Origin of the sequence: Klebsiella sp. K5-306 (assembly GCF_051835185.1) — a bacterium.
In the GTDB taxonomy this organism is placed as follows: domain Bacteria; phylum Pseudomonadota; class Gammaproteobacteria; order Enterobacterales; family Enterobacteriaceae; genus Klebsiella; species Klebsiella oxytoca.
The window spans coordinates 1-21,546 of sequence record NZ_JAIFJY010000016.1 but is presented as its reverse complement, the minus strand read 5'-3'; the positions used below and the strand labels follow the sequence as shown (position 1 = coordinate 21,546).

General features: G+C 55.9%; 19 protein-coding genes. 6 read left to right on the top strand and 13 right to left on the bottom strand.

The genetic code is table 11. The features are described from left to right. Positions 1–45: 45 nt before the first annotated feature. Positions 46–1,788, bottom strand: coding sequence for a gamma-glutamyltransferase (gene ggt / locus K2184_RS21765; RefSeq protein WP_004106505.1), 1,743 nt, complete (start codon positions 1,786–1,788; stop codon positions 46–48). A 232-nt stretch (positions 1,789–2,020) separates the two neighbouring features. On the opposite strand from ggt, the gene K2184_RS21760 reads away from it, so the two are divergent. Next, the gene (locus K2184_RS21760; RefSeq protein ID WP_004106506.1) at positions 2,021–2,341 is read left to right on the top strand and encodes a DUF2756 family protein; all 321 of its coding nucleotides are present in this window, start codon (positions 2,021–2,023) and stop codon (positions 2,339–2,341) included. A 16-nt stretch (positions 2,342–2,357) separates the two neighbouring features. Here K2184_RS21760 and ugpQ read toward each other — a convergent pair whose 3' ends face one another. From ugpQ to ugpB, 5 genes are all read right to left on the bottom strand, one after another. After that, entirely contained in the window at positions 2,358–3,098 is a 741-nt protein-coding gene (ugpQ, locus tag K2184_RS21755; protein WP_004106507.1) for a glycerophosphodiester phosphodiesterase, read from the bottom strand. After that, the gene (locus K2184_RS21750) at positions 3,095–4,165 is read right to left on the bottom strand and encodes a sn-glycerol-3-phosphate import ATP-binding protein UgpC (protein ID WP_049593671.1); all 1,071 of its coding nucleotides are present in this window, start codon (positions 4,163–4,165) and stop codon (positions 3,095–3,097) included. The genes ugpQ and K2184_RS21750 overlap by 4 nt, the downstream gene beginning before the upstream one ends. 1 nt (position 4,166) lies before the next feature. After that, the gene (ugpE, locus tag K2184_RS21745) at positions 4,167–5,012 is read right to left on the bottom strand and encodes a sn-glycerol-3-phosphate ABC transporter permease UgpE (RefSeq protein WP_004106510.1); all 846 of its coding nucleotides are present in this window, start codon (positions 5,010–5,012) and stop codon (positions 4,167–4,169) included. Next, complete coding sequence (gene ugpA / locus K2184_RS21740) at positions 5,009–5,896, bottom strand: sn-glycerol-3-phosphate ABC transporter permease UgpA (protein WP_004106512.1); 888 nt, start codon at positions 5,894–5,896, stop codon at positions 5,009–5,011. The genes ugpE and ugpA overlap by 4 nt, the downstream gene beginning before the upstream one ends. Before the next feature lie 123 nt (positions 5,897–6,019). Next, complete coding sequence (gene ugpB / locus K2184_RS21735; protein ID WP_004106515.1) at positions 6,020–7,336, bottom strand: sn-glycerol-3-phosphate ABC transporter substrate-binding protein UgpB; 1,317 nt, start codon at positions 7,334–7,336, stop codon at positions 6,020–6,022. A gap of 270 nt (positions 7,337–7,606) precedes the next feature. On the opposite strand from ugpB, the gene K2184_RS21730 reads away from it, so the two are divergent. From K2184_RS21730 to K2184_RS21715, 4 genes are all read left to right on the top strand, one after another. Further along, the gene (locus tag K2184_RS21730; RefSeq protein ID WP_004106526.1) at positions 7,607–8,374 is read left to right on the top strand and encodes an IclR family transcriptional regulator; all 768 of its coding nucleotides are present in this window, start codon (positions 7,607–7,609) and stop codon (positions 8,372–8,374) included. 228 nt (positions 8,375–8,602) lie between these two features. Next, positions 8,603–9,502: a dihydrodipicolinate synthase family protein gene (locus K2184_RS21725; RefSeq protein WP_049593672.1), complete on the top strand. Its 900-nt coding sequence runs from the start codon at positions 8,603–8,605 to the stop codon at positions 9,500–9,502. A gap of 18 nt (positions 9,503–9,520) precedes the next feature. After that, the gene (locus K2184_RS21720; RefSeq protein WP_004116060.1) at positions 9,521–10,831 is read left to right on the top strand and encodes an MFS transporter; all 1,311 of its coding nucleotides are present in this window, start codon (positions 9,521–9,523) and stop codon (positions 10,829–10,831) included. Positions 10,832–10,864: 33 nt separating this feature from the next. Beyond that, positions 10,865–12,460 (top strand): UxaA family hydrolase, encoded by a 1,596-nt coding sequence (locus K2184_RS21715; RefSeq protein ID WP_004116062.1) that lies wholly within the window; start codon positions 10,865–10,867, stop codon positions 12,458–12,460. 44 nt (positions 12,461–12,504) lie between these two features. Here the strand turns inward: K2184_RS21715 and livF are convergent, their stop codons facing one another. Genes livF through livK form a run of 5 tightly spaced genes read right to left on the bottom strand, consistent with a single transcriptional unit; the run spans position 12,505 to position 17,370 of the window. Further along, on the bottom strand, positions 12,505–13,218 hold the full coding sequence (gene livF / locus K2184_RS21710; RefSeq protein WP_004126158.1) for a high-affinity branched-chain amino acid ABC transporter ATP-binding protein LivF: 714 nt from the start codon (positions 13,216–13,218) through the stop codon (positions 12,505–12,507). Positions 13,219–13,235: 17 nt separating this feature from the next. After that, positions 13,236–14,003 carry a high-affinity branched-chain amino acid ABC transporter ATP-binding protein LivG gene (gene livG, locus K2184_RS21705; protein ID WP_004106537.1) on the bottom strand — a complete coding sequence of 256 codons (768 nt, stop codon included), beginning with the start codon at positions 14,001–14,003 and terminating at the stop codon, positions 13,236–13,238. Then, positions 14,000–15,277, bottom strand: coding sequence for a branched chain amino acid ABC transporter permease LivM (gene livM / locus K2184_RS21700; RefSeq protein ID WP_004106539.1), 1,278 nt, complete (start codon positions 15,275–15,277; stop codon positions 14,000–14,002). The genes livG and livM overlap by 4 nt, the downstream gene beginning before the upstream one ends. Further along, complete coding sequence (livH, locus tag K2184_RS21695; RefSeq protein WP_004106541.1) at positions 15,274–16,200, bottom strand: high-affinity branched-chain amino acid ABC transporter permease LivH; 927 nt, start codon at positions 16,198–16,200, stop codon at positions 15,274–15,276. Before livH ends, livM begins: the two co-directional genes overlap by 4 nt. Before the next feature lie 60 nt (positions 16,201–16,260). Then, entirely contained in the window at positions 16,261–17,370 is a 1,110-nt protein-coding gene (livK, locus tag K2184_RS21690) for a high-affinity branched-chain amino acid ABC transporter substrate-binding protein LivK (RefSeq protein WP_023321723.1), read from the bottom strand. Between the two features lie 421 nt (positions 17,371–17,791). On the opposite strand from livK, the gene panM reads away from it, so the two are divergent. Continuing rightward, complete coding sequence (gene panM / locus K2184_RS21685; protein ID WP_004116081.1) at positions 17,792–18,178, top strand: aspartate 1-decarboxylase autocleavage activator PanM; 387 nt, start codon at positions 17,792–17,794, stop codon at positions 18,176–18,178. Between the two features lie 634 nt (positions 18,179–18,812). Here panM and K2184_RS21680 read toward each other — a convergent pair. Both K2184_RS21680 and K2184_RS21675 read right to left on the bottom strand, forming a co-directional pair. Then, complete coding sequence (locus K2184_RS21680; RefSeq protein ID WP_016807580.1) at positions 18,813–19,916, bottom strand: branched-chain amino acid ABC transporter substrate-binding protein; 1,104 nt, start codon at positions 19,914–19,916, stop codon at positions 18,813–18,815. A gap of 256 nt (positions 19,917–20,172) precedes the next feature. After that, complete coding sequence (locus K2184_RS21675) at positions 20,173–21,417, bottom strand: aromatic amino acid transport family protein (RefSeq protein WP_163525841.1); 1,245 nt, start codon at positions 21,415–21,417, stop codon at positions 20,173–20,175. Positions 21,418–21,546 lie beyond the last annotated feature (129 nt).

Here is a 21,546-nt window from a genome sequence, read left to right as displayed (position 1 = left end):
CAACTAACCCTCTCCCGGCAGGGAGAGGGTTAGTTGAGGGTAAACCTAATACCCTGCGGTTAAATCATCCGGCGAACGCGGATCGGATGCGCCGTACAGCGTGCCATCCGGGCCAACCATAATACTCTGGGTGCTGCCCATCGCCTCTTTCACCGCCACTTTCTGCCCTTTGCTCTCCAGCAGCTTCAGCGTATCCGGGCTAAACCCCTTCTCTACCCGCAGTTCGTCCGGCAGCCATTGATGGTGGAAGCGCGGGGCGTTGGTGGCTTCCGCGACGTTCATCCCAAAGTCGATGGTGTTCACCACCATCTGCAGTACCGTGGTGATGATGCGGCTGCCGCCCGGGCTACCGGTCACCAGCCAGGTTTTGCCATCTTTCACCACAATCGTTGGCGACATCGATGACAGCGGACGTTTTTTCGCCTCGACGGCGTTAGCGTCGCCGCCCACCAGCCCGTAGACGTTCGGCACGCCGGGTTTAGCTGAGAAATCATCCATCTGATTGTTCAGCAGAATGCCTGAGTTCCCCGCCACGATGCCGGTGCCAAAGGTGGTGTTCAGCGTATAGGTCACCGCAACGGCGTTACCGTCCTTATCCACCACCGAGAAATGGGTAGTCTGGTTGCTTTCATAGGGGGCCAGCTTACCGGGGCGAATCTGGCTCGACGGCTTCGCCTTATTGACATCAATCTGCCCGGCAATCGATTTAGCGTAGGCTTTGCTGGTCAGCGCCTGCCACGGCACCTTGACGAAGTCCGGATCGCCAAGGTATTCCGAACGGTCGGCATAGGCGTGCTTTTCAGCTTCGGCCATCACCTGCATGGCGTCGGCGCTGCCGAAGCCGTACTTATGCATATCGAAGTTTTCGAGGATATTCAGGATCTGCACGATATGAATGCCCCCGGACGATGGGGGCGGCATGGAGAACACCTGATAGCCGCGATACTCGCCGCTCACCGGCGTACGTTCAACCGCGTTGTAATTCGCCAGATCCGCTTTGGTGATTAGTCCGCCGTTATTCTTCATCTCCGCGGCAATCTGGTCGGCGATCGCCCCTTTATAGAAGGCATCTGGCCCCAGCTCGGCAATCAGCTCCAGGCTTTTCCCCAGCTGTTTTTGCACCAGCTTATCGCCCTTTTTCAGCGGCTCGCCGTTTTTCCAGAAGATAGCCCGGCTGTTGGCATGGTCGGGGATCACTTCGCTGCCGTAGGTTTTCAGATCGTCGGCCAGCGCATCGTTGACCGTGAAGCCCTCTTCCGCCAGCTTAATTGCCGGACGGATCACTTTGTTGAGCGGCATCGTGCCGTATTTCTCCAGCGCGAGGGAGAAGCCGGCCACGGTTCCCGGGATGCCGGAAGCCAGATGGGAGGTCAGCGATTTCTTACTGTCCGGATTGCCCTGATCGTCGAGAAACATATCGCGGGTGGCCTGTTCAGGGGCCATCTCGCGGAAGTCGATTGCCGTGGTATTACCGTCTTTGGTTCGCAGCATCATAAACCCGCCGCCGCCGATATTACCGGCCTGCGGATGGGTGACCGCCAGCGCGTAGCCCACCGCCACGGCAGCATCCACCGCATTGCCGCCCTGACGTAAAATATCCACGCCAACCTTCGTTGCCAGCGCATCCACCGAGGCGACCATCCCCTGCTGAGCGCGAACCGGATGAAAAACATCTTCCTCTACACCATACGAGACCGGAGGCGGGGCGGGATCTGCCGCGACGGTAAAACTGCCGCCCGCCAGCAGCGCAGCGATGACCACCTGACGCCAGAGCGTTGTTCTTCTCATTGTCATACTCCTGAATTGTGTTTTATCCCCGTCGATACCCGTTATACTTCAGGCCGCACTTACGCTGTCCGCGCTCGTCACCCGCATCGCTTACCTGAGTAAGCTCATCGGGAGCCACCTTCTTGCGACTCGAATTATTTAGGGTATAAGCCTGGCTGATAAGTCCTAAAAGATCATTGTTACGCCGGAAACGGAGTAGACTTAAGCGATCCCACGAAGTGAGGAGAGAACAATGAAAGCAATGTTATATCTGGCGGCGCTGGTCCCGCTGAGCGTCATGGCGCAGCCGATCAATATCGACAATAACCCCAATCAGCCGGGGTACGTGGTGCCCAGCCAGCAGCGGATGCAAAATCAGATGCAGACCCAGCAAATGCAGCAGCAAAACAATCTGAAGCAGGGTATTCAGAGCCAGTCGCGCACGCAGCAGCAGCATCTTCAGACGCAGTTGAATAACGATCGGCAGCGGGTACAGCAGAATAACAACCTGAACCGGCAGCAGCCTCTACCCAACAACAACGGTGGGATGCTGCAGCGCCAGACGACCCCGTAAGGCCGCCTGCCGCCTGTTATGCCGAAAAGCGTGGGCCGATGAGATCAATCGCATCGGTGCAGATACAGTCAACGCCCCAACGCAGCAGTTCGGCGGCACGCTGCGGTTTATTAACGGTATAGACGAGAATATGCAGGCCCGCAGCCTTCAGGTTTGCCACTCGCGCTTCATCCAGCAGCTTGTGGTTGAGATGAATAGAGACGCAGCCAAGACGCGCGGTGAGTTCGCGCCAGTCGTTGCGCCACTCATCCAGCAGTAGCCCACGCGGTAGTTCGGGCGCCGCTTCCTGCGCCGCTTCCAGCGCATCGATTTCAAACGATGAGAGCAGCGGCGGCGTCATTCCCTGCCACAGCTCACGCGCCGCCAGCGCCACCGCTTTACCGGTCACCAGGCCGGTGCCGGTGGTCGGTTTAATTTCGATATTGGCCATCATGCCGTGCTGACGGCAGCGATCGGCCACTTCGCTCAGCAGCGGCAGCGGCTCGCCTTTGAATTTGCCGCTGTACCAGCTGCCGGCATCCACTTTTAGCAGATCGTTCCACGCCAGCTCGCCCGCCACGCCCCAGCCGTTGCTGGTGCGTTCAAGATTGTCATCGTGCAGTAAAAAAATGTGCCCGTCTTTCGATAACTTAGCGTCAAATTCAATCATCGTATGGCCATAACGAGCGCCGGTATCGATGGCCGCCAGGGTGTTTTCCGGGGCCAGTTTACCGCCGCCGCGGTGGGCGACGATATGGGGATAAGGCCAGTGACTCATGCGCGTTGTCCTGTTTCACTATCAAAAAGGTGCAGACTTTCCTGCGGCAGATGCAGCCACAGAGTGCTGCCCGCCTGCGGACGCTGCTGGTGCGGCAGCCGGACCACCAGCTTTTGCGCGCCCCAGCGCCCGTGAGCAAGGTTATCGGCGCCTAAAATTTCCAGCGTATCCATCACCAGCGGTACGCCCCCTTCCGTCCGGGAGCTTAAAGCAAAATGTTCCGGACGGATACCCAGCGTCATCTTACGCCCGGCATAGCGGCGATGCTCGCCGTTAATGGGTAAAAGCATCCCGCTCTCAAGCTCAAAGCGGCTTCCGTCGTCGCTGACCCGACCGTCCAGCAGGTTCATTGCCGGGCTGCCGATAAAGCTCGCCACAAAGCGGCTGGCCGGTTTTTCATAGACTTCGACCGGCGTACCAATCTGCTCGGCAATACCTTTATTCATCACCATTACCCGCTGCGCGAGGGTCATCGCCTCTACCTGATCGTGAGTCACGTACAGCGAGGTGGTTTTCAGCCGTCGGTGCAGCTGCTGCAGCTCAAGACGCATCTGCACGCGCAGTTTAGCATCGAGGTTGGAGAGCGGCTCATCAAACAGGAATACCGCCGGATCGCGTACGATAGCCCGTCCCATCGCCACGCGTTGGCGCTGGCCGCCGGAGAGTTCGCGCGGGCGGCGCTTCAGCAGGCCGTCCAGCTCCAGAATGCGCGCAGCCTCCCGCACGCGTTCAGCAATTAATCCCTTACCTAAACCGCGAATTTTCAGGCCCCACGCCATATTCTCTTCCACGCTCATATGCGGATAGAGGGCGTAGTTCTGGAACACCATCGCGATGCCGCGATCTTTCGGTTCCATTTCGGTAACACGCTTGCGGTCAATCCAGATATCGCCGCTGGTAACCCGCTCCAGACCCGCCACCATACGCAGCAGGGTTGATTTTCCGCAGCCCGAAGGGCCCACCATCACAATAAATTCGCCGTCCGCAACGTCCAGCGTCAGCGGTTGGATCACCTGGGTTTTGCCATCCCAGCTTTTGGTTACTGCCTGTAGCTTCAGTCCTGCCATTTTATTTCTCACTATCCACTAAACCACGCACAAACGCGCGCTGCATGGCTAAAACGATGACTACCGGAGGAATCAATGTGAGCAGCATCGCCGCCATCACCTGATTCCACTGCGTGGTGCCCTGGCCGATGGCGATCATCCCTTTGATGCCCGCGACCGCGGTGCCGAGATTCACGTCGGTAATAATCAGCAGCGGCCACAAATACTGGTTCCAGCCGTAAATAAAGGTGATGACGAACAGCGCCGCCAGGTTGGTTTTCGACAGCGGCAGGACGATGTCGCGGAAAAAGCGCATCGGCGATGCGCCGTCGATACGTGCGGCCTCGATAAGCTCGTCCGGCAGGGTCATAAAGAACTGGCGAAACAGGAAGGTCGCGGTCGCCGAGGCCATCAGCGGCAGCGTGAGTCCGGCATAGCTGTCGAGCATTTTCAGGTTGGCGATCACTTCCACCGTCGGGAAAATACGCACCTCAACCGGCAGCATCAGCGTGATGAAGATCATCCAGAAGAACAGGTTGCGCAGCGGAAAACGAAACCAGACGATGGCGAAAGCGGAGAGCATCGAGACCGTAATTTTGCCCACCGTGATGCCGAAGGCCATGATGAAGCTGTTGAGCATCATCAGCCAGAACGGCGCGCTGTTGGCCCCGACGCCATTCACCCAGATGAGTTTCATGTTTTCGAGAAGATGCCCGCCGGGTATCAGCGTCATCGGCGTGTCAAAGACCGCTTTACTGTCCAGCGTCGCCGCAACAAAGGCGACATACAGCGGGAACAGAATGACCGCGATCCCTAAAATCAGCATCGTGTGGCTGAAAATCGTCAGCCCGCGACGGTTTTCAATCATTGGTAGCGCACCTTTTTCTCAACGTAACGGAATTGCACCACCGTCAGAATAATGACGAGGAACATCAGCACCACCGACTGGGCGGCGGAAGCGGACAGGTCGAGCCCCGCGAAACCTTCACGGTAGATCTTATAAATCAGCGTCGTCGTCGCCTGCACCGGCCCGCCGCCGGTTGCGGCATCGATAACCGGAAAGGTATCAAAGAAGGCGTACACCAGATTCACTACCAGCAGGAAGAAACTCACCGGGGCGATCAGCGGTAGCGCCAGCCTGAAGAAGCGGCGAACCGGCCCGGCGCCGTCAATCGCGGCGGCTTCAACCAGCGAGCGGGGAATCGATTGCAGCGCAGCAAAGAAGAACAGGAAGTTGTAACTAATCTGCTTCCAGACCGAGGCGAAAACCACGAGGAACATCGCCTGACCGCTATTCTGTGCGTGGTTCCAGTCATAGCCCATTTCGCCGAGAAGATGGGTAATCAGCCCGCGTCCAGGGTTGAATAAGAAGATCCACAGCACCGCCGCCACCGCGGGCGCAACGGCATAGGGCAGGAGCATCAGCGTTTGATAGAAGCGGCTGCCGCGCACCACATAATCGACCAGTGCGGCGAAAAACAGCGAGATCAGCAGACCGCTGACGGTAACCATCGTACTGAACTTAATGGTGGTCCAGAAGGAGTCCAGGTAATACGGATCGTGGAACAGGGCTAAAAAGTTGTCCAGGCCGACAAACTGGCTGGAGAGCCCAAAAGGATCGACGCTCTGCAGCGAATACCACAGCGCTTCGCCAGCGGGCCAGATAAAGAATACGACGGTGATAACCAGCTGCGGCGCGACCAGCACATAGGGCAGCCAGCGGGATTTAAACACCGGACGGGATGATGACATAGTTAAACTCTGCGTTGTTTTCCCCTCACCCCGGCCCTCTCCCAAAAGGCAAGGAAGAGGAGTGCGCCGAACGGTCCCTCTCCGCTTTCGGGAGAGGGTGAGGATGAGGGACGGGCTAAAAGATTACGACTTCGTTGACTGTTCGAAACGGCGCAGCAGCTGATTACCGCGCTCAACCGCGGCGTCAAGCGCCTGCTGGGGCGTTTTCTTACCGGTCCACACGCTTTCCAGCTCTTCATCCACGATGGTGCGGATCTGCGGCATATTGCCCAGACGCAGCCCTTTGGTGAACGGCAGCGGCGGCTTATTCAGCATCTGACGCGTCGCAATATCCGCACCCGGATTCTTATCATAGAAACCCTGCTCGCGGGTCAGGTTATAAGCAGCGGTGGTAATCGGCAGATAGCCAGTTTTCTGGTGCCATTCGGCCGCGTTTTCCGGTTTAGTCAGGAAATCGAGAAATCTGGCGACCCCGGTATAGGTTTCTTTGTCTTTCCCCTGCATCACCCACAGGCTGGCCCCGCCGATAATGGCGTTTTGCGGCGCGCCTTTCACGTCGGCGTCGTACGGCATCATCCCTACGCCATAGTTGAACTTCGCGTACTGACGAATATCCGCCAGCGAGCCGGAGGAGGCGGTGGTAATGGCGCAGTCGCCGTTATAGAACTTCTCGGTGGATTCGTCTTTACGCCCGAAGTAGCTGAAGTCGCCTTTCTTGTTCAGTTCTTCGAGCAGGGCGATATGCTTGACCTGCTCCGGCTTGTTGAACTCCAGCACCGCGTCGGTACCGTCGAAGCCGTTGTTTTTGGTGGCCACCGGCAGGCCGTGCCAGGCGCTGAAGTTTTCAATCTGGATCCAGCCCTGCCAGCCGCTGGCGTAGCCGCATTTCATCCCGGCAGCCTTCAGCTTCGCGGTATACGCCGCCAGATCCTGCCAGGTTTTCGGCGGCTGTTCCGGATCTAACCCGGCTTTTTTAAAGGCGTCTTTGTTGTAGTACAACACCGGCGTGGAGCTGTTAAACGGTTGAGAGAGCAGGTGTCCGGTTTTCGAATCAGTGTAATAACCGGAAACGGTGGGAACGAACTGCGTTTCGTCAAACTGAATGCCCGCATCGCTGAACACCTGATAAACCGGCTTAATCGCCTTTGAGGCCATCATCGTCGCGGTGCCGACTTCATAAACCTGTAATAGCGCCGGCGCGTTGCCGGTACGGAAGGCGGCGATGCCTGCGCTCAGGCTCTGCTCATAGTTGCCTTTATACACCGGGACAATTTTATAGTCCGGGTTGGCTGCATTAAAACGTTGCGCCAGTGAATCAACTTCTTTCCCCAACTCCCCTTCCATCGAGTGCCAGAACGGGATAGTGGTTACCGCCAGGGCTTGTCCGGCAAATGCCAGGCTGAGCGCCAGTCCTAAAGCTGTATGTCGTAACGATATCATCGGTTATCTCTCTTGTTGTTCCGGATGCGCGATTTCACGCGTTTTATGTTCGCGGGGGTAACATGACATGCTCGAATGACAGAAAAATAACTATTGCATTACAAAAATATTACAATAAATTGGCAAAAACATGATGAAACGGTGAAAAAAAAGTGGCAGGGAAATGGCAAGGGAAAAAGAGAGGCGGCGCAGACTACAGATAAACGGGGATCTGTAGTTAAATAGAGTGCGTTAAAGAGCACTCTACGGCGAGCCGTCAAAAGGAAAAATATGAAGACGCTTCATAAACCTACCGAGCGCGTTTTGCTCATTCTGGAAACCTTAGCCAACGCGGATGGAATGACGCTTTCCGAGCTATCGCTCAAAACGGATATTTCCAAGGGAACCATTTTCCCGATCCTCAAATCACTGCAGTATCGCAAATATATCAGTCACGACGATCGCAACGGGATTTACACTCTGGGGATCTCCTGCGCGGTTCTGGCCAGTGCCACCGTCGAAAAAGAGTTCTGGCTGAAAACGATCAATAGCGAAATGCACGCGGTGGTCACTGAATGCAACGAAGTTTGCCAGCTCGGCATTCTGGATGACGCCTGGGTACTGTATGTTGATAAAGTCCAGGGCGATCAAACCGTGCAGCTGGTCTCTAAGGTAGGGACGCGCCTGCCGGCAATCTGCTCCGCCCTGGGCAAGGCGCTGCTGCATAAGCACCGCGACGAAGAGATTCTGGAGCTCTATCCGCAGGGTTTTCCTTCCGTTACCGCCCGCAGCGTAACGAATATGGCCCAGCTTCGTCAGCAGCTGGATATGGTTGCCGCCAACGGTTATGCCATGGACGATCGGGAAATCAACGACGATACCATCTGCTTCGCCGTCCCCCTGCAGCAGAAAGGCATTATTCTGGCGGCGATCAGCGTCTCATTGCCCTCTTTCCGCGCCAGCGATGAAAAAACGCAGCAGGTGATTCGTGCGCTAAAAGAGGCCAAGGGTCGTATCGAAAGCGTGCTGAATAAGCTGCCTGATATTAAAAATTACTGATTTATTTGCTAACGGCGCCTTCGGAATTGTGATTACCCACACAATACCGATATTTAATGATCCACCGTGGCGCCCGACTATTCTGCATAATTCCCCATCTATTCATTGACTTAATCAATTACCCGCACGACTTTGGCGCCATTTGACTTCACGTCGATGGCGTGTTTACTTATGTTTAATCGCAAATACAAACGCTTTTTGTATATACGAACAACAAAGAGGTTTAATATGCAAAGTCATTACATCACCCCGGCAATAACGGTTTTTGATGAGCAGGGCAGGCTGGATCCTGAAGGCAACTTTCGCCTGTATGATTTCATTAAAAGCAGCGTATCGGGATTTGTCGTCATGGGCAGTACCGGGGAGTTTTTCTCGCTGGATATGAAAACATCCCGTCAGGTAATTCAAATGACGGCAGAGTTCCCGCGCGAGGGAATAAAGGCCTATGCGGGTACCAGCCGCATGGATATTGACGAGTGCGTAGAGCTGGCTAACTATGCAGATGAGTGCGGACTGGATGGCGTCATGATTATCAGCCCGTGGTACTTCCGCCTGACTGATGAAGGCATTTATACATTTTATAGCCAGATAGCTCGCCGCACCGCCGCCAAAATATTTATTTATAACTTCCCGGAACGTACCGGCTATTGCGTCTCGCCAGAGGTCTGTTTACGACTTGCCAGAGAGTTCCCAAACATTGTCGGTCTTAAAGACACCATTCCGGACACCAATCACACGTCGCAGGTGATTCGCCAGGTAAAATCTGAACTACCGTATTTTGAAGTCTATGCCGGTTATGACAATAACTTCGCGCACAATGTCCTGGCGGGGGGCGATGGATGTATCGGCGGGTTATCCAATATTTGCCCTGAAATATTCCGCGACTGGATGCTGGCATTTAACGATAACGATTTGCAGCAAATTTCGCGGTATCAGCAAAAAGTGGATGGGTTAATGGATATTTACGCGGTTAACGATCCGTTCATTCCAACATTTAAAAAAGCGCTACAGCTGCGCGGAATTATTCAGTCCGACCGCTGCACGCCACCGTTTAGCTCACTCACAACCGGCCAGACCGAAAGTATTTTGCGGATACTTTCCCGTGCTGGTATTGAAATTAATGCCTGACCCCCACGCGGAGGTATTATGAAAACCATCACAGCTTACGACAATCCGGCCCTCAATTCCGCGATTACGAAATCATGGAAGCGCCTGGTGCCACTGATGTTTATTTTGTACTTCATCGCCTTTATCGACAGGGTGAACGTGGGATTCGCTAAAGAGGCGATGCAGGTGGATATTGGGCTCTCCAATTCCGCCTTCGCCCTCGGGGCAGGGATCTTTTTCGCCGCCTATGCGCTATTTGGCATTCCCGCAAACCTGATCCTGAATAAAATTGGCGCGCAGAAATGGTTAAGCATCACTACTGCGCTGTGGGGCGTTCTCTCTGCCCTCACCGGACTGGTGCAGACGGAAACCCAGTTTATTGTTCTGCGTTTTTTACTGGGATTAGGCGAAGCCGGTTTTTATCCCGGTATTCTGCTGCTGGCCTCCATCTACTTTCCCAATAAAGTTCGCGCATCCGTCGTCGGTATCTTCGTACTCGGCGTGCCGCTGGCGCTGACCTTAGGCTCGCCCATCTCCGGCGCGCTGCTGGAAATGCACGGTTTCCTCGGTAAACCCGGCTGGTTCTGGATGTTCTTTATTGAAGGCATTCCGGCGGTCATCATGGGGATCTTCGCCTGGTTCTGGCTCGACGATACGCCAGCCAAAGCGCGCTTCCTGAACGAAGAAGAGAAAAAGGCGCTGATTGCCCAGCTACAGCAGGAGCAGCGGCAGACGGAAACCAGCAGCGTTGGTACCGCGCTGAAAAGCCTTAAAGTCTGGCACCTGGCGCTGATCTACGGCACCATCCAGATCAGCGTGTACGGACTGATGTTCTTCCTGCCTTCGCAAGTCGCCTCGCTAATGGGTTCCACGCTCGGCTTTAAAGAGTCGCTGGTCGCCGCCATTCCGTGGGCCTGCTCCGCCGTCGGCGTCTATTACATTCCGCGTCTGGCGGACAAAATGCCGGCTCGCCGGGTACTGATTTCGGTCATCTGCATGCTGGCTGCGGCGCTGGGGCTGTTTGTTTCTGCCTGGTCCGGCCCGGTGCTCGCCATTGCCGCGCTCTCGCTGTCGGCCATCGGCTTTCTCTCCGTGCAACCCATTTTCTGGACTTTCCCGGCGCAGATTGTGTCAGGCTCGGCGCTGGCCGCCAGTATCGGCTTTTGCACCACCATGGGCGCGTTTTGTAGCTTCCTGGCGCCGCTCATTCGCGTTGAGGTCGATACCTTCTTCGGCAATGATTCGGCGGGCCTGGTCGCACTGTCGCTGATTACCGTCTGCTGTGCGCTGCTGATTGCCGCTCTTGCCGGCAGAAAAGCGACAAACGGCGTTGCGGTTACCCATCACTAAGTCCTGATGCGCTTATAACAAAGGATAAATAACATGCAGACCATCTTAAAGATTGACCCTACTGATAACTTAATCGTTGCGCTGCAGGACTTACGCAAAGAACAGCGGGTTCACTGGAACGATGAGGCCTACGTTCTGCGTAGCGATGTCAAAGCCAAACATAAATTTGCCACCGAGGATATTGCGCCCGGCGATATCGTTTCGCTGTACGGCGTACCGGTCGGTAAAGCGACGCGCCCCATCACCCGGGGCGAAGCCATCACAACGGAGAATATCAAACACTACGCGGCCCCGGTTACGCTTGACGATGTCGCCCCCTATGACTGGCAGCAGCCGGATATTTCCGCCTGGCAGCAGCGGACGTTTAAGGGAATCGTGCGTGAAGATGGCCGGGTCGCCACCGCAAACTACTGGCTGGTCATTCCGCTGGTATTCTGTGAAAACCGCAACGTTCAGCGCGTCACCGATGCGCTAAACGACGCCCTTGGCTACGCCAATAACGGCCTGAAAAATTTTGCTCGCCAGGTGACATCGGCAGGGGCTTTAAACGATACCCGACATCTGCCCTTTCCGCATCTTGACGGTATTCGCTGTATTACCGTTAATTCCGGCTGCGGCGGCGCCACCTCGGACAGCATGACGATGTGCGACGTGCTGGCCGCCTATTCCGATCATCCTAACGTTCTTGGCGTGACGGTCTTCGCCCTCGGCTGTGAAAAAGCGCGAATTGTTGATTTCAACGCCGCGCTGGCGAAGCGCAACCCGAACTTCAGCAAACCGATTATTTACTTCAGGCAGCAGGACTGGAGTAGCGAAGAGAAAATGATGCAGGATGCGTTAACCGAAACTTATAACGCGATCCGCGAAGCCCCCGTCGCCGAGCGGCAGGACGTCCCGCTCTCCCACCTCAAAATCGGCGTGAAGTGCGGCGCTTCTGACGGGTTCTCGGGGATCAGCGCAAACCCGGCGATGGGCGAAGTGTCAGATCGTCTCGTCGCCCTCGGCGGCGCATCGGGGCTGGCGGAATTCCCCGAGCTGTGCGGCGCGGAAGGGGATATCGTTCAGCGCTGCGCGACCCGGGAGCTGAAAGAGAAGTTTTTGTCGCTGATGAAAAACTATGAGCATGTCGCGAACTTCTTCGGCACCACCATCGCCGATAACCCCAGCCCGGGAAACATTGCCGATGGGCTGATCACTGACGCGATAAAATCCGCCGGCGCGGCGAAAAAAGGCGGCAGAGCGCCGGTTAGCGCGGTATGCGACTATGCCGAACCGATGGGAGAAAGCGGCCTTTCGCTGGTCTGCACGCCGGGCAACGATGTGGACGCGGTAACGGGCCTGGTCGCGGCGGGGTGCAACGTGGTGATCTTCTCAACCGGGTTGGGTACGCCGACGGGGAACCCTATCGTTCCGGTTCTCAAAGTTTCAACCAACACCGCGCTCGCAAAAAAGATGCCGGATATTATCGATTATGACTGCGGGCCGATTATCGAAGGCACGCCGCTGGCGGACATCGCCGACGGCCTGTTTGAGAAAATCATCGCTACCGCCAGCGGAACCTGGCGCACCAAAGCGGATGCGCTCGAACAGTATGATTTTATGCTGTGGAAACGCTCTCTGGAGCTGTAGGAGTCAAGTAAAACGCCCGGCAGATGCCGGGCGTTTTGTCTTCACTACCCGCCCAGATAGGCGCTGCGTACCGCTTCATTCGCCAGCAGCGCGTCGCCGGTATCCTCCAGCACCACGTGACCGTTTTCCAGCACGTAGCCGCGGTCGGCCAGCTTCAGCGCCTGGTTGGCGTTCTGCTCGACGAGGAAGATAGTCATCCCCTGCTCGCGCAGCTGTTCGATGGTATCGAAGATTTGCTGAATGATAATCGGCGCCAGGCCGAGCGAAGGCTCATCCAGCAGCAGCAGGCGCGGCTGGCTCATCAGCGCGCGCCCGATGGCCAGCATCTGCTGCTCGCCGCCGGACATGGTGCCCGCCCGCTGAACCCGGCGCTCATGCAGGCGCGGAAACAGCTCATACACCCATTTAATACGGGTCTGAAACTGGTCGCGATCGGCAAAAAAACCGCCCATCGCCAGGTTCTCTTCCACCGTCATCCGCGAGAAGACCCGGCGCCCTTCCGGCACGATCGCCACCGCTTCGCGCATGATTTTCGCCGTCTGCCAGTCGGTAATATCTTTACCGTCGAAAACCACGCGGCCGCTGGAGGCGCGCGGGTCACCGCACAGGGTACCCAGCAGCGTGGTTTTCCCCGCACCGTTGGCACCAATCAGGGTGACAATTTCTCCCTGATTGATATGCAGACTGACGTTGTGCAGCGCCTGGATTTTGCCGTAATGCGCGCTGACGTTGTCAAAAGATAACATCACTTTTTCCATCTTATGCGTCACCACCATTATGCTTCACCTAAATAGGCGCGGATCACGTCCGGGTTGTTGCGGATCGCTTCCGGCGTACCGTTGGCCAGCGGCGTGCCCTGGTTTACCACGTAAATACGGTCGGAAATGCCCATCACCAGCTTCATATCGTGCTCAATCAGCAGGATGGTGGTGTTGTGATGGCTGCGCAGCTCGACGATCAACTCATCCAGCTCTTTGGTCTCTTTCGGGTTTAGCCCCGCGGCGGGCTCATCCAGCATCAGGATTTCCGGCTGGGTCACCATGCAGCGGGCGATCTCCAGACGGCGCTGGTCGCCGTAGGCCAGGTTACTGGCCTGGCGGTTGGCGTGTTCGAGCAGGCCAATACGCTCAAGCCAGGTCGCGGCGCGATCGAGCGCTTCGCTCTGGGCGCGGCGGAAGGATGGCGTCTTCAGCAGGCCGGAGAAAACCCCGGTTTTCAGCTGCTGATGCTGTGCCACCAGCAGGTTTTCAATCACCGTCATTTCGCGGAACAGACGCACGTGCTGGAACGTTCGCACTACGCCCATGCGGGCAATCTGCTGGCCCGGCAGCCCTTCCAGATGCTGGTCACGCAGCATAATAGTGCCGCCAGTGGGCTTGTAGAAACCGGTCAGACAGTTAAAAACGGTGGTTTTGCCCGCGCCGTTCGGGCCGATAAGCGAGACAATTTCCCGCTCGCGCAGCTCCAGCGACACGTTGTTAACCGCCAGCAGACCGCCGAAACGCATCATCAGACCGTTTACGGATAATAATGGCTGACTCATGCCTGCTCTCCTTTTGCCTGACCGTTTTTCAGCTTCAGCTGCGGACGCGTCATCGGCAGAAGCCCCTGCGGACGCCAGATCATCATCAGTACCATCAGCGCGCCCAGCATCAGCATGCTGTACTCATTGAAATCACGCATCAGCTCGCGCGAGACCACCAGCAGAACCGCCGCCAGGATCACCGCAAACTGAGAGCCCATACCGCCGAGAACCACAATCGCCAGCACAAAGGCCGACTCGGCGAAGGTGAAGGATTCCGGGCTGACGAAGCCCTGACGGGCGGCGAACAGCGTTCCGGCAAAACCGGCAAACGCGGCGCTGATGGTAAAAGCGGTCAGCTTGATGCGCGTCGGGCTGAGGCCCAGCGAGCGACAGGCGATTTCATCTTCGCGCAGCGCTTCCCACGCGCGGCCCAGCGGCATACGCAGCAGACGGTTAATCACGAACAGACTTAACACCACCAGCAGCAGAGCGACCAGGTAGAGAAAAATGACGCGATCGGAGGGGTCGTACTTCACGCCAAAGAAGTTGCTGAACGTATCCCAGCCGCCTTCACGGGCGCTGCGGCTAAATTCAAGGCCGAAGAGCGTCGGTTTTGGGATCTGGCTAATGCCGTTCGGGCCGCCGGTTATTTCGGTGTTGTTAAGCAGCAGGATGCGCACGATTTCGCCGAAGCCGAGCGTGACAATCGCCAGATAGTCGCCGCGCAGACGCAGGACCGGGAAGCCAAGCAGGAAGCCCGCCGCCGCCGAAACCAGCCCCGCCAGCGGCAGGCAGGTCCAGAAGCCCAGGCCGTAATAGTGGTTCAGCAGCGCAAAGGTATAGGCGCCGATGGCATAAAAACCGCCGTAGCCCAGCACCAACAGGCCGGAAAGTCCTACCACCACGTTAAGACCCAGGCCGAGGATGATATAGATCATCGTCAGCGTGGCGATATCCACCGTCCCGCGCGACACCATAAACGGCCACGCCACGGCGATAACCAGCAGGGCGATCAGGAATAGCTTCTGTTTTACCGTCGAACCGTCGATAGCCGGCAGAATAAACTTCGGCCCGGAGACGTTCTTCATGGTTTTCTGAAAAATGGGACGCAGCAGCTGGAAGAAGAAAACTACTGCGGTTCCGATAAAGATCCACTGCCAGCGGATATCGGCGGCGGTATCCACCACCAGCTTCGTGCCGTCAAGCTCCAGCTGCACGCCCATAAAGACGCCCGCCAGGATAAAGAACATAACTGCCGACAGCAGCGCCATCGCAAAATGCATCGGTTTCATACTTTTTCTACCTCCGGACGGCCCAGGATGCCGGTAGGCATCACCAGCAGAACCAGGATCAGCAGCGCGAAGGAGACCACGTCTTTATATTCCGTGCTGAGATAGGCAGAAGAGAGCGCTTCGGCAATACCGAGGATCAGCCCGCCGATCATCGCGCCAGGAATGCTGCCGATGCCGCCCAGAACCGCAGCGGTGAAGGCCTTCATCCCGGCCATAAAGCCGATGTAGGGGTTGATAACGCCGTAAAACTGTCCGAGCAGAACGCCGGCAACCGCCGCCATTGCCGCGCCGATCACAAAGGTCAGCGCAATCACGCGGTCGGTGTTAATCCCGAGCAGGCTGGCCATTTTTAGATCTTCAGCGCAGGCGCGGCAGGCGCGCCCCATGCGGGAATAGCGAATAAACAGCGTCAGCGCCAGCATGGCGATAAACGTCACCACCCAGATCACCAGTTGCATGGTGGTAATGGTCGCGGAGAAGTTGTCGCTACTGCCCACCGTCCACTGGCCGTTAAACAGGCTTGGCAGCGCAACATCGCGCGAGCCTTCCGTCAGGCTGACGTAGTTTTGCAAGAAGATCGACATCCCGATGGCGGAGATCAGCGCAATCAGGCGTTTTGAGCTGCGCACCGGCCGGTAGGCCACGCGCTCGATACTCCAGCCGTAGGCGCTGGCAATCACGATAGCGCCGACGAATCCGGCAGCAACCAGCAGCCAGCTGGTATCAATACCCATCATCATCAGGGCGGCAATGATCATGAAGGAGACGTAGCTGCCAATCATATACACCTCGCCGTGGGCGAAGTTGATCATGCCGATAATGCCGTACACCATGGTATAGCCGATGGCAATCAGCGCATAGGTGCTTCCCAGCGTGACGCCGTTAAACATCTGCTGCAAAAAATAGAGAAACTGCTCGGACATAAGGTAACCTTTTTCAACCCGCCCGCTTTGCACGGGCGGTGGGATAACTTGTCTTATGGCTTATTTCGCGAGGGTGGATGACCCATCCGCGTGCCACTGGAAGACACCAAACTCAAATCCCTTCAAATCGCCTTTTTCGTCCCAATTCAGCGGCCCAATCACGGTTTTCGCGCCGTGAGCTTTCAGATCTTTGATTAAATCCAGCGGCTCCTGGCTTCCGGCCCGGTCCATCGCCTGCGCCAGTGACTGTACCGCGGCGTAGGTGATCCAGACATACGGACCGCTCGGGTCCTTCTTCTCCGCTTTGAGCGCGTCAACGATAGCGCTGTTAGCCGGGTCCTGGTCATAGCGTTTTGGCATCGTGACCAGCATGCCTTCCGCCGCATCGCCCGCGATATTGGACAGCGACGCGTTACCCACGCCTTCCGGGCCCATAAACACGGTTTTCAGCCCTACGGAACGCGCCTGGCGCAGCATCTGACCCATTTCCGGGTAGTAGCCGCCGTAGTAAACGAAGTCGATATTCTCTTTTTTCAGGCGCGCCAGCAGCGCGGAGAAGTCTTTTTCGCCAGCGGTGATGCCGTCGAAGAAGACGATATTCGCGCCGCCTTTTTTCAGGCTCTCCTGAACAGAGCGCGCTAAGCCTTCACCGTACTGCTGTTTATCATGAATGATAGCAATACGCTGCGGTTTGACGGTTTCCATGATGTATTTAGCGGCGGTCGGCCCCTGCGAGGAGTCCAGACCCGCAGTACGCATGATGTACTGATAACCGCGCTGAGTCAGCTCCGGGTTAGTCGCTCCCGGGGAGATCATCAGAATACCTTCATCTTCGTAGATATCGGATGCGGGCTGAGTGGAAGAAGAGCAGAGATGGCCGATAACATACTGGATGCCGTCATTGACGATTTTGTTCGCCACCGCCACGGCCTGTTTCGGGTCACAGGCGTCATCGTACTCTACGCCGACCAGCTTATCGCCCTTAATGCCGCCCTGAGCGTTAATGTCTTTGATTGCCTGGCGCGCGCCGTTAAATTCCATATCGCCCCACTGGGCTACCGGGCCAGACATCGCGCCAACAACGGCGACCTTAATATCTTTGGCAAAAGCCGTCTGGGACATCGCCAGTGCGACTAACCCCGCGATAACCGTTTTCGCGTTCCTTTTCATGCTGCAGAACCCCGTTCGTGATGTGGTGTAAATATTTTGTATTTTTATGGTTAAAAAGCATTCTGTGCTTTTATTAAACAACGCTACTTTTACCATTATCTTTAATGGTTTAGCGAGGTTTTTTGCCTGAATCCAGAGTAAATTCTCTATTTTTCAGGCGATTAAGCAAAGATAATATTCTGTATTTACGGGAAGATAAACAAAAAAAGTCCAGCAAACAGCATAAAATAACGATACATAAGGCGGAATAAAACGCTATATATCAGGTTAAAATTCTGCTTATTTTTCGATCCATGATGAATTGCTCTACCCTGTTCCTTCCAGGAAAACGAATCCCCTGATGACCAGGCAAAAAACGGCGCTCCGCCTGGCGGGGAATTTGGATACACTGACGCATCCGTTTTAACTGGACTCACCGAGCATGAAATTGACCATTATTCGTTTACAACACTTCAGCGATCAGGATCGTATCGACTTAGGGAAAATCTGGCCGTCGCAGGATCTCGCGGCACTGGCGATAGATGAGAGCCATCGTATTTACGCCGCCCGCTTCAACGAGCGTCTGCTGGGAGCGGTACGTATTACGCTGAATGGCGTTGAGGGCGAACTCAGCGCGCTGTGCGTGCGTGAAGTGACCCGCCGTCGCGGCGTCGGGCAATATTTAGTGGAAGAAGCGCTAAAGGATAATCCAGAAATCACCAGTTGGCGGATTGCGGATGCCGGCGTGGAAGACCGCGGCGTGATGGCGGCGTTTATGCAGGCGCTGGGCTTTAGCGCGCAAACGGGCGGTTGGGTAAAAAATCAGTAAATCGGCGAAAGAAGGCTGAACATTCCCGGATTGCGGCCGAACGCCTTACCCGGGCTACCGACTAAAAAAGCAACTTACGTTGCCTTTTTGCTTTTACCTTTCTCCTCGCCTATGCGAAGAGGCAAGGATCAACTGATTTAACCCAGCATTTCGCGTTGCAGAAAGGCGTCAAGACCCGAAATCACCTGGAGCTTACATCGGTAAGTGACCGGGGTTGAGGGGCGCAGACAACGCCTCTGCGGCGGGAAGGGCCCCTTTCATTTAACCAAGAATTTCGCGCTGCAGAAAGGCGGCAAGCGCTGAAATCCCCGGGAGCTTACATCAGTAAGTGACCGGGGTTGAGGGGCGCAGCCAACGCCTCTGCGGCGTGAAGGGCCCCTTTCATTTAACCAAGAATTTCGCGCTGCAGAAAGGCGGCAAGCGCTGAAATCCCCGGGAGCTTACATCGGTAAGTGACCGGGGTTGAAGCGTGCAGCCAACGCCTCTGCGGCGCGAAAGGCCCCTTTCATTTAACCAAGAATTTCGCGCTGCAGAAAGGCGGCAAGCGCTGAAATCCCCGGGAGCTTACATCAGTAAGTGACCGGGGTTGAAGCGCGCAGCCAACACCTCTGCGGCGCGAAAGGCGCAGGTTAAATTATTTGGCGTCGGTCGCTGTGCCATTGGCATGCCAGGTAAACACACCGAATTCGAAGCCTTTCAGGTCGCCCTTCTCGTTCCAGGAGAGCGGCCCCATCACGGTCTCAACCGTTGCCCCTTTCAGGTATTTCGCGATTTCAGCCGGATCGTCAGACTGATTCAGGCCCGCTTCCAGCGACTGCAGCGCGGCATAGGTGGTCCACACGAACGCGCCGCTCGGATCCTGTTTCTTCGCCTTGATCGCATCCACAATCGGTTTGTTCGCCGGAACCTGGTCGTAGTTTTTCGGCTTGGTGACCAGCATACCTTCCGCAGAAGCGCCCGCGATATTAGACAGCGACACGTTGGCGACACCTTCCGGCCCCATAAACTGCGTTTTCAGGCCAGCGGCGCGAGACTGACGCAGGATCTGCCCCATCTCCGGGTGATAGCCGCCGTAGTAAACGAAGTCGATATTCTCTTTTTTCAGGCGCGCCACCAGGGTGGAGAAGTCTTTCTCGCCGGCGGTGATGCCATCAAAGAACACCACGTTGGCGCCACCCTTCTTCAGATTATCCTGTACAGCACGGGCCAGGCCTTCGCCGTACTGCTGCTTATCGTGAACAATCGCGATACGCTGTGGTTTCACGCTTTCCAGAATATATTTGGCGGCGGTTGGCCCCTGGTCGGAGTCCAGGCCGGTAGTGCGCAGAATCAGGTGATAGCCGCGAGCTGTCAGCTCCGGCGCGGTGGCCGCCGGGGTGATCATCAGCACGCCTTCATCTTCATAGATATCAGACGCCGGCTGGGTGGAAGAAGAGCACAGGTGGCCGATAACGTATTTGATACCGTCGTTAATCACTTTGTTGGCGACGGCAACCGCTTGTTTCGGGTCACAGGCGTCATCGTACTTTACCATCTGCAGCTTATTGCCTTTGATACCGCCTTTAGCGTTGATATCCGCAATAGCCTGCTCTGCGCCAGTGAACTCCTGGTCGCCGTACTGCGCTACCGGACCGGACATCGCGCCAACAACGGCCACTTTGATATCCTCGGCCATTGCCGCACCGCTCATGATTAAGGCAATACATCCTGCCAGTAACGCTTTACCCTTCATATTCATCCTGAGGCTCCCCATTATTATGGTTTTTGCATTTGTTGTGATGTTGTTTATTAGCGCATTATTCTAATTAGACACATAAGTAAAGCATATGATAGTTAGATTAGGGTCTGCCGCCTGCGCTTTTGCAGCACACTATGCTAAACATACCGTCATTCAGGAGAATTGGAAACGATAAAATTGCGGAGTATGTAACAGATAAGTGACAAATAAAAACCCGCGCCGGAATAAACCGAACGCGGTGGCATGAGCGACGGTACTACCAGCCCGCAGGCAGGTAGCCAAAGGCGGAAGCAATGGCGTAGGCGGCGCTGCAAAGATAGAGCAATACGATGAAGATCTGGATTAAAGGATGCGTAATCAGCGCCGGGCAGGTCCAACCGGGATTGTTATCACCCTGCCTGCGCGAGCCTTTAAGGATCAGGATCGGCATGATAGATAAAATCACCCCGCTAAATACCCCGGCAAAATAGAGCGCATTCACGAAGGATACCATCCCACTGTAGGCCAGAATGAAAGGCGGTACGGCGACCACTAACAGCACCTTAAAGCGTTTCAACGGCTGCTCGTCGTTGCCAAGGCGAAACTGATCGAAGATATTGGTCAGGAAGCTGCCGCCCAGCCCCCAATAGGAGGTCAGCATCGCGCAGAGCGCAAAAAGGTTTGCCGAGAAGAAGGCCCACTCGCCGAGCGCACGTCCCCAGGAAATGGTCGCCACATCAGAAATATTATCCAGCCCGCTTAATGCAATCACCGAGAGCGGGACCAGCGCCAGCAGGCAAAAGGTTAATAACATTCCCACCATAATGGCCTTCGGCAGTTTCTCCGGTTTATCAGCGAAACCGCGCGCCATTTCCGGCACGATATACTGCGCGGAGAAGCAGAACGCGACAACGTTAAATACCGGCACCATATACAGCCAGTTACCATCCAGCAAATAGCCGACGCTGGCGGTCTCTTTCAGCAACGTCGCGGCGACAAGTATGGTTATCATGACGACCATGCCGATACTGATAAATTTCTCGCCCCGGCCAATCGCCTTCAGGCCAAGATAAAGTACCCCGGCCGCCGGAATAAAAAACAGCGCGCTGCCGAGAGCCGGCGAGATACCGAATAACGAATGCAATAATTTACCGCTGCCGGTCATATAGGCCGTCAGCGCGCCGACGCTGTTGACGCAAACAGAGAGGAACATCATCAGCGCGCCAAAGCGGCCAACGTAGCGCTGCGACAGGCCGCTAAGCTGCAGATGCTTGCGCGTGCGCAGCGTCGACTCCGCTACGTAGAGCATGGTAATGGTCGTCAGACTACCGACCACAATCAGCCAAAACAGCAGCGGCAGAAAGCCCGCTTTGCTGGAGGCATAGGCGATGGATAGCACCCCAGCGCCGATATTGGTGCCGACGATCATCGACACGCCTTCAATGAAACTCAGGGATTTTGCAGGTACAGCGGTACGCTCCCGGCTCGTCAGAACCGAAGAAAAGGTGGAGTTGTCAGACATAATATTTAATGAGATGGTCACTCCCTCCTTCCCAGTACTATGCTGAGGACAGGCTTTCATTCGGAGAACCATCATGGAAAACATTGCGCTTATTGGTATCGATCTGGGTAAGAACTCTTTCCATATTCA

What these genes read in the sequence shown, in the direction of transcription:
- ggt (WP_004106505.1), bottom strand. Translation starts at nt 1,788, where the DNA reads ATGAGAAGAACAACGCTCTGGCGTCAGGTGGTCATCGCTGCGCTGCTG.
- K2184_RS21760 (WP_004106506.1), top strand. Translation starts at nt 2,021, where the DNA reads ATGAAAGCAATGTTATATCTGGCGGCGCTGGTCCCGCTGAGCGTCATG.
- ugpQ (WP_004106507.1), bottom strand. Translation starts at nt 3,098, where the DNA reads ATGAGTCACTGGCCTTATCCCCATATCGTCGCCCACCGCGGCGGCGGT.
- K2184_RS21750 (WP_049593671.1), bottom strand. Translation starts at nt 4,165, where the DNA reads ATGGCAGGACTGAAGCTACAGGCAGTAACCAAAAGCTGGGATGGCAAA.
- ugpE (WP_004106510.1), bottom strand. Translation starts at nt 5,012, where the DNA reads ATGATTGAAAACCGTCGCGGGCTGACGATTTTCAGCCACACGATGCTG.
- ugpA (WP_004106512.1), bottom strand. Translation starts at nt 5,896, where the DNA reads ATGTCATCATCCCGTCCGGTGTTTAAATCCCGCTGGCTGCCCTATGTG.
- ugpB (WP_004106515.1), bottom strand. Translation starts at nt 7,336, where the DNA reads ATGATATCGTTACGACATACAGCTTTAGGACTGGCGCTCAGCCTGGCA.
- K2184_RS21730 (WP_004106526.1), top strand. Translation starts at nt 7,607, where the DNA reads ATGAAGACGCTTCATAAACCTACCGAGCGCGTTTTGCTCATTCTGGAA.
- K2184_RS21725 (WP_049593672.1), top strand. Translation starts at nt 8,603, where the DNA reads ATGCAAAGTCATTACATCACCCCGGCAATAACGGTTTTTGATGAGCAG.
- K2184_RS21720 (WP_004116060.1), top strand. Translation starts at nt 9,521, where the DNA reads ATGAAAACCATCACAGCTTACGACAATCCGGCCCTCAATTCCGCGATT.
- K2184_RS21715 (WP_004116062.1), top strand. Translation starts at nt 10,865, where the DNA reads ATGCAGACCATCTTAAAGATTGACCCTACTGATAACTTAATCGTTGCG.
- livF (WP_004126158.1), bottom strand. Translation starts at nt 13,218, where the DNA reads ATGGAAAAAGTGATGTTATCTTTTGACAACGTCAGCGCGCATTACGGC.
- livG (WP_004106537.1), bottom strand. Translation starts at nt 14,003, where the DNA reads ATGAGTCAGCCATTATTATCCGTAAACGGTCTGATGATGCGTTTCGGC.
- livM (WP_004106539.1), bottom strand. Translation starts at nt 15,277, where the DNA reads ATGAAACCGATGCATTTTGCGATGGCGCTGCTGTCGGCAGTTATGTTC.
- livH (WP_004106541.1), bottom strand. Translation starts at nt 16,200, where the DNA reads ATGTCCGAGCAGTTTCTCTATTTTTTGCAGCAGATGTTTAACGGCGTC.
- livK (WP_023321723.1), bottom strand. Translation starts at nt 17,370, where the DNA reads ATGAAAAGGAACGCGAAAACGGTTATCGCGGGGTTAGTCGCACTGGCG.
- panM (WP_004116081.1), top strand. Translation starts at nt 17,792, where the DNA reads ATGAAATTGACCATTATTCGTTTACAACACTTCAGCGATCAGGATCGT.
- K2184_RS21680 (WP_016807580.1), bottom strand. Translation starts at nt 19,916, where the DNA reads ATGAATATGAAGGGTAAAGCGTTACTGGCAGGATGTATTGCCTTAATC.
- K2184_RS21675 (WP_163525841.1), bottom strand. Translation starts at nt 21,417, where the DNA reads ATGTCTGACAACTCCACCTTTTCTTCGGTTCTGACGAGCCGGGAGCGT.